The following is a 13522-nucleotide window of genomic DNA, read 5'->3' as shown; positions in this document are numbered from 1 at the left end:
TACCCGGTTGCCCATTTAAATCAGAGTAGTTTATTTAACTGTGCTGGGCCGACCTTGCAACCGAAACCTCCGGAAGGTCAAGGGTCAGGAGGCGCGGAGGGAGTCAGGCCGTAGGGGCGGGCGCGAGTGGGTCGAGGAAGTCCGTCTCGGCGGTGTCGAGGGCGAGGCGTACGGCACCGGTGACCACGGCTTGTTCGCGCAGGGGCGAGGCTTCGACGCGGGGCACGCGCGGGACGAGCTCGGTCAGCCGGCGTCGCAGCGGCGGAAGCAGAACGTCTCCCGCCGCCGCGACGGCGCCGGTGATCACCACCAGTTCGGGGGCGAGCAGCATGGTCAGCGTGGCGATCGCGCGGGCGGCCGCCTCCAGCCCCGCCTCCAGGGCCCCGGCGGCGCCGAGGTCGCCCCGGCGGACGGCCTCGAAGACGTCGCTCGCGCTCACGCGGCACGGGTCGCCGTCGGTCAGCGCGCGGAGCTCGGCGCCCGGTGTGCCGGGGGGCGGTGGTGTGTCACGGGCCGCCGCCTCGGCGAGCAGCGACGCCCCTCGCCGGCGGACCGTCCTCGCGATGCCGTCGTCGCGGGAGTAGTCACCCATCAGGGACAGGAAACCGAGGTCCCGGGCGCTGTTCGCCCGGCCGCGTACGAGGGTGCCGCCGGTGCACATGCCCACCCCCAGCCTCTCCCCCGCCAGCAGGCAGACGACGTCCTGGAAGGCGCCCGCACGGCCCCGCCAGCGCTCGCCGATGAGGGCCAGGTTGCAGTCGTTCTCCACGCACACCTGCGCGGAGAAGTCCCGGGCCAGCGCGGCGCGCAGATCCACCCCGAGGAACCCGGGGATCCCGGTGCGCTGCTGTACGACGCCGTCGGCGTCGACGGGACCGCTGGTACCGACGCAGACCGCCAGGATCTGCTCAGCGCGCAGACCGGCCGTCCGCACCACCTCGACGGCGAGCTTCCGCACCTGTGCGATGCGCCGCTCCGGGCCGACCGAGGGGTCGCCGAACGCGATCCGCGCCTCGGCGACGAAGACACCACGCAGATCGGCCACGGCGACGCGGACGCTGTGTGCGCCGATGTCGATGCCCAGGACATGGCCGGCGTTCGCCACGAAGGAGAAGACTCGCGATGGCCGACCGCGTCCGGAGAGACGTCCGTCGACGCGATCGGTGGTCTCCCGGACCCAGCCGAGCTCGACGAGGTGGTGCGCGGCGGCGTGCACGGTGGGCCGCGACATGCCCGTGGCGTCCACCAGGTCTCCGGAGGACATCTCCGCCCGCTCCTGGGGGCGTTCCCGCAGCTTCGCCAGGATGCGGGCGGCGTTGACCCTCCGGGCCAGGGCGGATGTGGCGATGTCCCCCGGCATCTGCTGCGGCGCTCCTCTCCCGCTGCGCGCTGAGACCTTGACGAACACGGGATGTCTTGACGAGTACGGGATCTTGACCTCGGCGCGCGCGGCCTGGGAGTCTAGCGCACGCCTTAAATAAAATGCTTTCATAAAAACGATACAGCAGCTCAGAGGCAGGAGCTCAACCCATACGGCGCATCCGGTGAACCCGGCCGCCTCAGGACGGCCCACCGCGGCAGAGCGGTCGGCCACCCCGCCATCGACAGGAGGGCCACGCACCCATGACCCCCAGCGCTTCTCCCTCCGGCCCCGCCACGCCCACGCGGCGCCCGAACGTCCTCGTCTTCTTCACCGATCAACAGCGCTGGGACACCACCGGGGTGCACGGGAACCCCCTGGGGCTCACCCCGGTCCTCGACCGCCTCGCCGCGGAGGGTGTGAGCGTGGACCGCTCCTTCACCTGCCAGCCCGTGTGCGCGCCCTCCCGCGCCAGCCTCCAGACCGGGCAGTACCCGACCACCACCGGTGTCTTCCGCAACGGTCTTCCCCTCCCCCGGGACACCCCGTCCCTGGCCCGCTCCTTCCGGGACGCGGGCTACGCCACCGGCTACATCGGCAAGTGGCACCTCGCGGGCGACCACACCTCCGGTCCGGTGCCGGAGGAGGACCGGGCCGGATACGACCACTGGCTCGCCGCCAACCTGCTGGAATTCACCTCGGACGCCTACGAGACCACGCTGTACGACGGCAGCGGCGCCCCGCATCGGTTCGAGGGCTACCGCGCCGACGCGCTCGGCACCGCCGCGATCGACTTCATCGACCGGGACCGCGGCCCGGACCGGAACCGCGACCGGCCGTTCTTCCTCTTCCTGTCCTTCCTGGAACCCCACCACCAGAACTCCCGCGACGACTACCCCGCCCCGACGGGCTACCGCGACCGCTACGCCACTCCCTGGGTGCCATCCGACCTCGCCGCCCTCGGTGGCGGCAACTGGGCGGAGCACCTGCCCGGTTACTACGGAATGGTGCGCCGGCTGGACGAGGTGCTCGGGCGTATCGTCTCCGCGCTGGAGCGGCGTGGGGAGTTGGACGAGACCGTCATCCTCTTCACCTCCGACCACGGCTGCCACTTCAAGACCCGCAACGACGAGTACAAGCGCAGTGTGCACGACGCCTCCCTCCGCGTGCCCACCGTGCTGCGGGGGCCGGGGCTGTGGGGCGGTGTGCGGCTGCCGGAGCTGGTCAGCCATGTCGACCTGCCGCCCACGCTGTTGCGGGCGGCCGGGGTGCCCGTGCCACCGGAGATGCAGGGACGTTCCCTACTGCCGTTGCTGCACGGCGGGGACGGCGCGAGCACCGAGTGGCCTCAAGAAGTGCTCTTCCAGATCAGCGAATCGGAGGTCGGACGAGGGCTGCGGACCGACCGCTGGAAGTACGCCGCGACCGCGCCGGGCGCCGACGCCTGGAACGACCCGCGCGCCGAGCGGTATCAGGACGCGTACCTCTATGACCTGCGCTCCGACCCCGACGAGTTGATGAACCTCGTGGCCGACCCGGCCTATGAGGACGTCCTGGAGGAGCTGAGGCGGCGACTGGTGCGGCGCATCGTGGACTCCGGTGAGCCACGCCCCACGGTCACCGCGCATGAGCCCGCCCCGAGGGCCGTGTCCGAGGACACCGTCTAGGCCCGGCGCGCGTCTCACAAGAATCCCACAAAGACATCTTTTAAGTTCCTATCGGCGGAGACGCCGAGGCGGACCGACCTGCGCTTCCCACCAGAAAGTAAGCAGAGGATTTCCATGCAGAACCCCTCCATGCTCCCGGCCATCGATTTCACGCGTCACGATTTCGAATCCGAAGCCCTTGTCGTACGCACGGACCATTCGGACGACGAAGCATGGCGGGCCGTCGTCGACCTGCTCAATCGGCCCGACCGCAATGGATTCGAGGTGCGCACCTATCTGGTCGACAACCCTGCGTTCACCGGGGCGAGTCCGGATGACGTGCTGTCCGCTGCCGCCGCCGAACCAGCGCTCGAGGTCGTGTTCCTGGCCGATGCCGCCACCATGACGGGCGAGCACACCCTGCTCGCGGTGTCGACCACGAGCCAGGAGTTGGAGGACGGAGACATGGAACTCGCCCGCGAGTTCCGTCTGTTGCCCCCGGAAGTCAATCTGATGCACGTGAACCTGGCCATCGGGCATATGGACTTCTGGGAATTCGCATATCACGCGTCACTCACCGCGGACGGCATCCTCCGCATGTGATCGCGTATCGAAGTACCACCTGCACCACATGTACCAATGGAGCAAGGCATGACAGTCGACTCACAGACTCGGCAGCGGGCGGTAGCGGAACTCAAGAGGCTCCTGCCTGCCGATCGGGTCATCACCGGGGGTCCCGAATACGCGGCGGCCACCGCGCTGTGGAACGGCGCGGTGGCCGCCAGGCCCGCGATTCTGCTGCGCTGCACATCGACCGCCGAGGTGCGGGCAGGAGTCCGGACGGCTCGTGAGTTCGGTCTGCCGCTGTCGGTGCGGAGCGGAGGCCATGACTGGGCGGGGCGTGCGCTCCGCGACGATGGGCTGACGCTGGATCTGACCCCGATGTGCTCGGTGCACATCGATGTGGGGGCCCGTCGGGCAACCGTCGCAGGCGGGGCCAGGGCGAACCATGTACTCGCCGCCGCCGAGCGGTACGGATTGGTCGCCGCCACCGGCACCATCGGCACCATGGGCATGGCCGGGCTGACCCTGGGCGGTGGATACGGCCCGTTGGGCGGCCGATTCGGCCTGGCCGCCGACAACTTGACGGGTGCCGAGGTGGTGCTGGCGGACGGATCCGCCGTCTGGACCGACGCCGAGCACGAGCCGGACCTGTTCTGGGCGCTGCGCGGCGGAGGCGGCAACTTCGGCGTGGTGACCTCCATGGAGATCCGGCTGCACGCGGTGCCCACCGTGGTCACGGGGAGGGTGTCGTACTCGCTGCGGCAGGCCCCGAAGGTCTTCGCCCGGCTGGAGGACGTCCTGTCGGACTGCCCGGACGCGTTGACGGTCCAGACCGGGGTCATCAACGGTCCTCAGGGGAAGCCCATGGCCATGCTGTGGCCGACCTGGTCCGGCGAGCCGGTCGTCGGCACGGATCCGGCCGGTCCGGTACGGCGGCTGACGCGCCTGGGCACCGCCGCGCTGGCCGAGTTCGACACCGGTTCGTTCGCGGCCGCGACAGCGGCGCGGGACTCGATGTTCCCGGACGGGCGCTACGTCACCATCCGTACGCGCTCCCTTCCCCGCCGCACCCCCGAGGTGGTGGACGCCCTGGTGCAGGGGGCCAAGGCGATGACGTCGCCCCTGTCGGCCTTCTGCCTGCACCACTTCCATGGAGCGGCCGCCCGCGTCATGTGGTCGGACACGGCCTTCGCGTTGCGCAAACCGCATACGATGGCCGAGGTCATCGCCGTGTGGACACCCGAGAGGGACAGCGGCCGGCACGCCGCCTGGGCCGATGCCGCCTCGGCGGCGCTGGAGCCGCACGCCTTCGCCGGCGGTTACCCGAACCTGCTGGGACCCGAGGCCACTGACCAGATCCCCTACGTCTACGGCGGCAACACCGCCCGGCTGCTCGCGATCAAGGAGACCGTCGATCCGGACGGAGTGTTCCAGGGCACTCCCCTCCCGAAGGCGACGCCCCGCGCGCTGAGCCACAGGTGACGTAGGACCACAGCCGTGTGGCATATCCATCCAACGTATTGACATATCAATTGGGTGAGATCACTCTCTTCGCATGGCCGAACGTGACCTCCCGCTGTACGAGCAGATCCGCCGGGAGCTGGAGGGCAACATCCGGGACGGCCGGTGGCAGCCCGGGACCCGGGTGCCCACCGAGGCCGAGCTCGGAGAACGGTTCGGTGTCTCGCGGATCACCGTGCAGCGCGCGCTGCGCGAGCTCGTGGACGCCGGGCTGGTCGTCCGGTACCGCAGGCACGGCACATTCGTGGCGCAGACCACCGATGAGGAGAATCTGCTCCGCTCCGCGGGCGTGCTGACCAGCGGGCCCGAGGCCCACGGCGACCACCGGGTGATCAGCGCCAAGGTCCTGCCCGCGGCCGGCGCGGCCCTGCGGCTGCCCGGCCTGGACGGCAACGACGCCGTCGTACAGCTCGATCGCCACAAGCTGAGCCCCGACGGCAGCCGGGTGACCGGCACGGAGCTCGCCGTCCTGCCCTTCCGATTCGCCCCCGACCTGCTCGACCAGGATCTGGTCACCATCACGAGCCATATGTATCTCCGCGACCGCGGCGTGCCACTGCAACGCTCGCGGCTCTATGTGGAGCCGTACAACCTGGACGAGGAGCACGCCGAGCTCTTCGGCCTGGAGCCGGGTACCGCGGTCTTCCGCTGGCTGCGCACTACCTGGGCGGAGAACGACGAGGTGGTCGAACACCTCGAAATGATCCTGCCGACCGACACATCCCGCTTCTACGTGGAGACCTCTCTCCAAGGCCGCTGACCCTCATCGCAGGAGGTAGCCATGCCATCGCCCCGATCAGCCCTGCCCGCCTTGTGTGCCGTGACCAGTGCCCTCACGCTCACCGTCGCCGTCACCGGCTGCGGCGCCCCCAAACCCTCCGCCGGTGGTGGCAAGGGAGGCGCCCTGGTGGTGGCCGGTTACGGCGGCTCGTTCGAGACGGCGTTCCGCGACTCGGTCCTGCCCGCGTTCGAGAAGAGCTGCGGCTGCAAGGTCACCTACATCCCCGGCTCCTCCACCGACACCGTCGCCAAGCTCAAGGCGCAGCGCGCCAATCCGCAGATCGACGTGGCGCTGGTGGACGACGGTCCCCAGGCGCAGGCGCTGGAGGCCGGGCTGCTCGCGTCGATCGACACCAAGGTGGTGCCGGTGGACGACGTGGTGAAGATCGCCCGGATGGAGAACGACTCGGGGGTGGGGTTCGGGCTGACGGCCACGGGCATCGCCTACAACCCCGAGTGGTTCGCGGATCATGGCATCCCCAAGCCCACCACCTGGGAGGATCTGGCCAATCCCAAGCTGAAGGACAAGGTGGTCCTCCCCTCGATCACCAACACCTATGGGGTGGGGCTGCTGGTCGGCGCCGCCAAGGCGAACGGCGGCTCGGAGAGGGATGTCGACCCCGGCCTCACGGCGGTCAAGAGGATCGCCAGGAACGCGGCGACGTTCGACACCACCGCCGATGTGTCCAACTACTTCCTCCAGGGCCAGGCCGCCGCCTCGGTGTGGGGGGTGTCGCGCACCTCGACGCTGGCGGAGAAGGACTTCCCGATCGAGTTCGTCTACCCCAAGGACGGTGCGATCGGCCTGGTGACCACGGCGAACGTGGTCAAGAAGGCACCGCATGAGGAGCTGGCCCAGAAGTTCGTGGCGCATCTGCTGGAGCCGTCCGTCCAGCGGGCGCTGGCCAGGGCGACCTACGACGGATCGGTGGTCGAGGGCGTCAAGGAGGACCCCGCCCTGAAGAACAAGGTCGTCAGCACCGACAAGGTGGACTCCCTGCTGAAGCTCGACTGGAAGACCATCAACAAGAACCGCTCCGCCTGGACCGACAAGTGGAACAAGCAGGTGGAGAGCAAGTGACCGCGGGGACGGACACCGTGGGCAAGGAGAGCGCGCCGGTCGGGACGGACACCGCCACACGGGCAGGCAGCGCCCGCGGGCGGCTGGTCCTCAAGGGGATCCACAAGGCCCTCGGCGGCAAGGAGGTCGTCCGTGGCATCGACCTGACGATGGAGCCCGGGGAGTTCCTCACCCTGCTCGGTCCGTCGGGATGCGGCAAGAGCACCACGCTGAACATGGTGGCGGGACATCTGCTGCCCGACTCCGGCGTGGTGGAGGTGGACGGCCGCGACATCACCCGGCTCCCGGCGAACCGGCGGGCCATGGGCATGGTGTTCCAGTCCTACGCCCTCTTCCCCCATATGACGGTGGCGGAGAACATCGCGTTCGGCCTGCGGATGCGCAAGGTCGGCGCGGCCCGGCGCAGGCGCAGGGCGGCCGAGGCCCTGGAGCTGGTGGGGCTCGACGGCATGGGCGAGCGCTATCCGCGCCAGCTCTCCGGCGGGCAGCGCCAGCGCACGGCCCTGGCCAGGGCGCTGATCGTGGAGCCCGATCTGCTGCTGCTCGACGAGCCGTTCTCCAACCTCGACGCCCAGCTCAGGGTGCGTCTGCGCGAGGAGGTCGCCGCCCTCCAGCGCCGGGTGGGCACCACCACGATCCTGGTCACCCACGATCAGGACGAGGCGCTCGCGGTGTCGGACCGGATCGCGGTGATGGCCGAGGGGGCGATCCATCAGCTGGACGTCCCCGAAACCGTGTATCTGCGCCCGGCCACGGAGTTCGTGGCGCAGTTCGTCGGTGAGGTCAATGTGCTCGACGGGATCGCGGCGGGGGCGGCCGCCGAAGGGCACCGCTGCCGGATCGGTGACACCCACCTCGTCACGGCGACACCGGTGGGCACCGCGCCGGACGACGGCGAGGCGGTACGGCTCTATGTGCGGCCGGAGGCCGTACGGGTGCTGGCCATACCCGAAGCCGGGTCCGGGAAGGGCCGCTCGGCGAGCACATCTGACCATACGGCGGCGGAGCCGGGGCTTCCCGGCACCGTCGAGGCCACCCGCTTCCTCGGCACCCGTGTCCGCTGCGTCGTGGCCACGGCCGCGGGACGCGTCGAGGCCACGCTGCCGTTCGGTTCCGAGGTGCCCGGACTGGGCGAGGAGGTGATCTGCGCATGGCAGCCACGGCACGCGTCGCTGACGGCACGCCTCTGAGGCCCGACGGCTCGGCGCCGAGGCCGGGGGTTCCCAAGCCGGGCGGGAAGCGCGGCCCGTGGCGCACCGGTCTGCTGCTGGCCTCCCCCGCCATCGCGGTGCTCGCCCTGCTCTTCATCGCACCGCTGTTCATGCTGGTGTACAACAGTTTCCGCACCCAGGCGGGCGACCCCACGCTGCACAACTACACGCGGTTCCTGGGGGACTCCTTCTACCGGGACGTGCTGTGGCACACCTTGTGGATCGGCGCGCTGACCACGCTCGGCTGCCTCGTGGTGGGCTACCCGTTCGCCGTCTATCTGCGCGGCCGCTCCCCCAGGGCGCGCAACTACCTCTCCCTCGTACTGCTGTCGCCGCTGCTCATCTCGATGGTGACCAGGGCGTACGGATGGCTGGTGCTGCTCGGTCCGAAGGGGCCGATCGCGGACGGGTTCCACGCCCTGGGCCTGGACGCGCCGAAGATGCTGTACAACGACACCGCGGTCGTGGTCGGCATGGTGCATGTGATGCTCGCGTACATGGTGCTGCCGCTGATGGGCAGCCTGGACCGGATCGACCCGGCCCTCACGCCCGCGGCCAAGGGCCTGGGGGCGAGCGGCTGGACGTGCTTCTGGCGGATCACCGTCCCACTGTCCCTGCCGGGGATGCTGGCCGGTTCGCTGATCGTGTTCAGCCTGACCGTCTCCAGCTTCGTCACGCCGGCGATCCTGGGCGGGCCCACGGTGAAGCTGATGCCGTACTTCGTCTACACCGAGGCGACGTCCAATCTGAACTGGCCGTATGCGGCGGCGATCGGCTTCGTCCTGATCGTGGTGACGACGATTCTGACGGCCGTGTACGCCCGGCTGCTGCGCGGGCGTGGCGGCAAGGAGGTGTTCGCGTGACCACGGCAGCGGAAACTGAAACGCCAACGGAAACGGCGACGGCAACGAGCAAGGCCGCGGGCAAGGCCGCGGGCAAGCCGATCGCGGCGGGCGCGGGCGGGCGCGCGAGGCGTCTGCTCGGCGCCGCGTTCGCCGCGCTCGTCGGCCTGTTCCTGCTGGCGCCCGTGCTGGTGACCATCGCCTCCTCGCTCACCACGACCAGCTACGTGACCTTCCCGCCCGAGGGGCTGACCCTGCACTGGTACGCGGAGCTGCTGAACCGCCCCGAGTTCCTGGACTCGTTCCTGCTCAGCATCGGGGTGGCGGCGGGAGCGGCCGTGGTGTCCACGGCGCTGGGGCTCGCGGCGGGGCTGGCCATCCACCGCTATCCGTTCCCGGGGAAGTCGGTGCTGGACAGGCTGTTCTCGAGTGCGTTCGCCGTGCCGACGATCGTGCTCGGCATCGGGCTGCTCCAGTGGTACGCCCAGCTCGGCATGGCCTCCAGCCCGCTCACCCTGCTGCTGGCGCATCTGGTACTGACCGTCCCGTACACCGTGCGCCTGGTGCTGGCCGGGCTCGCCGGGCTCGACCGGTCGGCGGAGCTGGCCGCCGCCGGGCTGGGTGCGAAGGCGCCACAGGTGTTCTGGCATGTGACGCTGCCCGCCGTGCGCGGGCCGCTGATCGCGGGGGCGTTCTTCGCCCTGATCACCTCCTTCGACGACCTGACGATCGCGTTGTTCGTGGTGACCACGGACATGCAGACCCTGCCGGTGCGGATCTTCAACTACCTCCAGTACAACTACGACCCGACCGTGACCGCCGTTGGCACCGTGATGGTGCTCTTCGCCGCGGTGGCCGTCGTCATCATCGAGCGCGTCGTCGGCGTCGCGCATCTCTTCGGGGCCGACCCCGAGAACTGACCTTCGTGCCAAGGAGGATTCCCGTGCGAGTTGTGGTCATCGGAGCCGGAGTGGTGGGCGCGGCCGTGGCGGCGGAGCTGGCCGGGCGTGGCGCCCGGGTCACCGTGCTGGAGGCCGATCACCCCGGAGCGGGCACCACCGCGAACTCGTTCGCCTGGATCAACAGCGCGAACAAGGAGCCGGAGCCGTACTTCGCGCTCAACCACGCCGGTATCCGCGCACACTACGAGTTGGCCGGGGACGGGGCGCCGTGGTTCTTCCCCGCCGGAAACCTGGAGTGGGCGGTGACGGACCGGCACAAGGAGGTGCTGGCCGGGCGGGTGGAGCGGCTGAGGGCCAGGGACTACCCGGTGGAGTGGATCACCGCGGAACAGGCCCGGGAGCTGGAGCCGGACCTCGCGCCGGCACCGTCCCACGCCGTGTTCGCCTTCTTCCCCGAGGAGGCGTACACCCTGCCCGTGCTGCTGCTGTCCCGGCTGCTGGGTGCCGCCAGGGACCGTGGCGCGACGGTGGTCGGCGGCGCCAGGGTGACCGCGATCGAACACGGCCCGACCGGAGCCACGGTGATCTGCGCCGACGGTGGCCGCCACCCGGCGGAGACGGTGGTGAGCTGCGCGGGCCGGTGGACACAGGAAGTGGCCGGGCTGGCCGGTGCCCATGTCCCCATGGCGGATCCCGATCTCGCGGGCTCGGCCACGGTGGGCTTCCTCGCCACCACCGCACCGGCGGCCACGCGGCTGTCCCGCGTGCTGACCGGCCCACGGCTGAACGTCCGCCCGGACGGCGGCGGTCGGCTGCTGCTCCAGGCCCTGGACCTGGACGCGACGGCGGACCCGGCCAAGCCGTACCCGCCCGACGGCGAGATCGCCACTGCCATGCTGGCCCGCCTGCCCGAGGCGCTGAACGGCACGGAGGGCACCGTGGTGGAGAAGGTCCGGGTCGGCCGGCGCGCCATGCCGGGCGACGGCTTCACGGTGGCGGGCTTCCCCGCCACCGGCGTTCCGTTCTATGTGGTGGCGACCCACAGCGGCATCACCCTGGCCCCGCTGCTCGGCCGCCTGGTCGCGGACGAGCTCCACGGCGTTGAGTCCCCCCTGCTGAGGGACTTCCGGCCCGCCCGCTTCACCTCGGGCGCGGTCCTGCCCCCACCACCTCCGGCCCGCCGCCCGGGCGAACAGTGAGACGGGCGCGGCGCACCGGAACCGGCGGGTCGAACGGGTCTCAGGGGCCGTTGGCGCGGTCGGGTGCCGTGAGTACGACACCCAGGCCGCCGATGGCGGCACGGCGAGCCGTCATCGGGCGAACCCCTTCAGCGTGACGGACGCGCCGGGCTCCAGGCGGACCGTGCGGGAGGTGGAGCCATGGGCCACCGTCGTCGTCCGGCCGCCGACGCTGCGGATCGTGGCCGATGTCGGTAGCCCGTGCTCCCAGCGCAGATCGAGGACGAAGCCGCCCCGCGCGGCCAGTCCCGTGACCGAGCCGGACGCTGCCCAGGCGTCGGGCAGGGCGGGGAGCAGTTCCAGGTGGCCGGGGCGGGAGTACAGCAGCATCTCGCTCATCGCCGCCGGGGTGCCGAAGTTGGCGTCGATCTGGAAGATGCCCCTGCCCTTCTCCACCTCGTAGATGTCGAAGAGGTTGAACGCGGTGCCGTTGCTGCCGTCGGTGGAGGGGCGGAGGTTGTTGGCCACGAGCTGGTATGCCGTGTCGGCGTCCTTCAGCCGCGCCCAGCACGCGGCCCGCCAGGCGTTGGCCCAGCCGAAACTGTCCATGCCGCGCGCGGTGAGCAGCGCGGTGGCCCCGGCCACGAGCTCCTGGGGAGTGGAGCCGTCGGGCGGATGCGGTCGCCGGGGAACAGGCCGATCAGCGGGGACAGATGGCGGTGGGTGGTCTCCCCGAGGTTGTCGGGGGACATCCGCTCCTGGAGCCACCCAGTCTTCGGGCTCACCTCCCAGAACTCGCAGGCGCCCTTGAGCAGCGGGTAGATCTTCGCCAGATACGCCCGCGACTGGGTGTACTCGTAGTGCTCGTACAGGCTGTTGCTCAGCCAGGCGTTGCTCGCGGGATGCCACCACCAGCCGCTTCCGCCGTGGATGTTGGTGGAGAACGCGACGGTCCAGCCGGCGACCTTCCCTGTGGAGTTGCGGTAGCGGTTGCGCGGGTCGTTGAAGAGGTCGCGGGTGAGCTTGGCCCAGGACGGGAGCTGGGCCAGGCAGTAGTCGGCGAAGGCGTCGAAGCACGAGGACAGGCCCGCGCGGTCGGCCATTCCATGTGGCGATGTGCGGGCTGCTGGGCATCGGCGGGGATCTCGCCCGCTGGTCCGAGGCGGAACTCGCCGAGGCCGCCGACCTGGTCGCCGAGTACAAGCGGGTGCGCCACGTCGTCCAGCACGGCGCCCTGTACCGGCTGTCCGGGCCGCACGGCGAGGTGCCGACCGTGGTGCAGTACGCCGCCGAGGACGGCGCCGAGACCCTGGTGCTGGCCTGGCGGCGCGGCCCGCGCCACGGAGTCCCGCGGCTGCCGGTACGGCTGCGCGGGCTCACCCCCGGTGCCCGCTACCGCGACACCCGCACCGGTGAGGTGCACCATGCCACCGTGCTGGCCGAGTACGGGTTCCGCCCCGACCTCCCGTCCGGTGACTGGGCGAGCACGGCCGTACACCTGGTCAGGATGGCGTAGGACGAGAGGTGACACCGCCACCGCCACGGTAGGCGGCGGTGGCGATTTCGGCGAACGAGCGGATCAGCGGGTTCGTGTCGGCCTCGTTCCACGCCACCACCACGCGGCTCGGCTCCATGTCGATCAGCGGTACCACGGTGAGCCCGTCCGGCGGCTCGTGGTCCACGAGCGTCATGCCGACCGTGCCGTTCCACAGCACGGCTTGGCGGCATTCCTGGACGCCACGCACCACCGGGCCCTCGCGAGGTTCCCCGCCGCTCCAGTACGACTGCCAGCCGGGGTCGGTGCCCTCCGGGAACAGGAACCAGCGGCGGTCCGCCAGATCGGCCACTTTCACGCTGTCGCGGCGGGCCAGCGGATCGTCGGCCCGCAGCAGCGCGCCCACCGGGTCGGCGCGCAGCTCGTGCACGGTCAGTCCGGTCTCGTCGAACGGCCCGCGGGTCAGGGCGATGTCCACCAGCCCGGCGCGCAACCCGCAGGTGGGATCGGTCAGGTCGGTCTCGCGGATGTGGACCTCGACGCCCGGGTGCCGCCGGTGGTAGGCGCCGGCCAGCCGGGTGGCGTCCGGGTCGGTGCTGTCCCCCAGGATGCCCACGGTGAGGCTCGCGGTGCCGGCCGCCGCGGCCACGCGTACGCGTACCCGGTCCGCGTGGTCGAGCAGGGCGCGCGCCTCATCGAGCAGCACGGCCCCCACCGGAGTGAGCGTGACACCGGCGGACGATCGGCGGAACAGCGCGGCGCCCAGCTCGGTCTCCAGCTGCTTGATCGCCCGGCTCAGCGGGGGCTGGCTCATATGCAGCCGGACGGCGGCCCGGCCGAAGTGGAGTTCCTCGGCGACCGCCACGAAATAGCGCAGCATGCGTAGCTCCATGGTGCGACGATACCCATCCGGTATCGACACCACAGAAGAAGTCTTGGACG

The 13522-nt window shown here is 70.6% G+C and carries 12 protein-coding genes and 1 pseudogene; 10 read left to right on the top strand and 3 right to left on the bottom strand.

Features of this window, described 5'->3' with window-relative positions; genetic code table 11:
- Positions 1-103: 103 nt before the first annotated feature.
- Positions 104-1360, bottom strand: a complete 1257-nt coding sequence (locus ACJX2R_RS46795) for an ROK family transcriptional regulator (RefSeq protein ID WP_413105097.1) — start codon at positions 1358-1360, stop codon at positions 104-106.
- A 263-nt stretch (positions 1361-1623) separates the two neighbouring features.
- On the opposite strand from ACJX2R_RS46795, the gene ACJX2R_RS46790 reads away from it, so the two are divergent.
- From ACJX2R_RS46790 to ACJX2R_RS46750, 9 genes are all read left to right on the top strand, one after another.
- Positions 1624-3027, top strand: coding sequence for a sulfatase-like hydrolase/transferase (locus ACJX2R_RS46790; protein ID WP_413105096.1), 1404 nt, complete (start codon positions 1624-1626; stop codon positions 3025-3027).
- A 114-nt stretch (positions 3028-3141) separates the two neighbouring features.
- Complete coding sequence (locus ACJX2R_RS46785) at positions 3142-3609, top strand: DUF6924 domain-containing protein (protein WP_413105095.1); 468 nt, start codon at positions 3142-3144, stop codon at positions 3607-3609.
- Positions 3610-3657: 48 nt separating this feature from the next.
- The gene (locus tag ACJX2R_RS46780; RefSeq protein WP_413105094.1) at positions 3658-5052 is read left to right on the top strand and encodes an FAD-binding protein; all 1395 of its coding nucleotides are present in this window, start codon (positions 3658-3660) and stop codon (positions 5050-5052) included.
- Between the two features lie 73 nt (positions 5053-5125).
- Entirely contained in the window at positions 5126-5851 is a 726-nt protein-coding gene (locus tag ACJX2R_RS46775; protein WP_413105093.1) for a GntR family transcriptional regulator, read from the top strand.
- Between the two features lie 60 nt (positions 5852-5911).
- Positions 5912-6952 carry an ABC transporter substrate-binding protein gene (locus ACJX2R_RS46770; RefSeq protein WP_413105092.1) on the top strand — a complete coding sequence of 347 codons (1041 nt, stop codon included), beginning with the start codon at positions 5912-5914 and terminating at the stop codon, positions 6950-6952.
- On the top strand, positions 6949-8142 hold the full coding sequence (locus ACJX2R_RS46765; RefSeq protein WP_413105091.1) for an ABC transporter ATP-binding protein: 1194 nt from the start codon (positions 6949-6951) through the stop codon (positions 8140-8142). The genes ACJX2R_RS46770 and ACJX2R_RS46765 overlap by 4 nt, the downstream gene beginning before the upstream one ends.
- Positions 8103-9026: an ABC transporter permease gene (locus tag ACJX2R_RS46760; RefSeq protein WP_262703388.1), complete on the top strand. Its 924-nt coding sequence runs from the start codon at positions 8103-8105 to the stop codon at positions 9024-9026. The genes ACJX2R_RS46765 and ACJX2R_RS46760 overlap by 40 nt, the downstream gene beginning before the upstream one ends.
- Positions 9023-9925, top strand: a complete 903-nt coding sequence (locus ACJX2R_RS46755; protein WP_413105090.1) for an ABC transporter permease — start codon at positions 9023-9025, stop codon at positions 9923-9925. The genes ACJX2R_RS46760 and ACJX2R_RS46755 overlap by 4 nt, the downstream gene beginning before the upstream one ends.
- A gap of 23 nt (positions 9926-9948) precedes the next feature.
- The gene (locus ACJX2R_RS46750; protein ID WP_413105089.1) at positions 9949-11106 is read left to right on the top strand and encodes an NAD(P)/FAD-dependent oxidoreductase; all 1158 of its coding nucleotides are present in this window, start codon (positions 9949-9951) and stop codon (positions 11104-11106) included.
- A 111-nt stretch (positions 11107-11217) separates the two neighbouring features.
- On the opposite strand, the pseudogene ACJX2R_RS46745 reads toward ACJX2R_RS46750, so the two are convergent.
- Positions 11218-12188 (bottom strand): annotated as a pseudogene (locus ACJX2R_RS46745) (glycosyl hydrolase family 95 catalytic domain-containing protein); the annotation flags it as partial.
- A gap of 11 nt (positions 12189-12199) precedes the next feature.
- Here ACJX2R_RS46745 and ACJX2R_RS46740 point away from each other — a divergent pair.
- Positions 12200-12601, top strand: coding sequence for a GH36 C-terminal domain-containing protein (locus ACJX2R_RS46740; RefSeq protein WP_413105088.1), 402 nt, complete (start codon positions 12200-12202; stop codon positions 12599-12601).
- Here ACJX2R_RS46740 and ACJX2R_RS46735 read toward each other — a convergent pair.
- Entirely contained in the window at positions 12588-13472 is an 885-nt protein-coding gene (locus ACJX2R_RS46735) for a LysR family transcriptional regulator (protein ID WP_413105087.1), read from the bottom strand. The two genes, ACJX2R_RS46740 and ACJX2R_RS46735, sit on opposite strands and share 14 nt — an antisense overlap.
- Positions 13473-13522 lie beyond the last annotated feature (50 nt).

The organism is Streptomyces sp. Inha503, from assembly GCF_047215865.1.
GTDB classification, from domain to species: domain Bacteria; phylum Actinomycetota; class Actinomycetes; order Streptomycetales; family Streptomycetaceae; genus Streptomyces; species Streptomyces lycopersici.
This window is presented reverse-complemented; position numbering and strand designations above follow the sequence as displayed.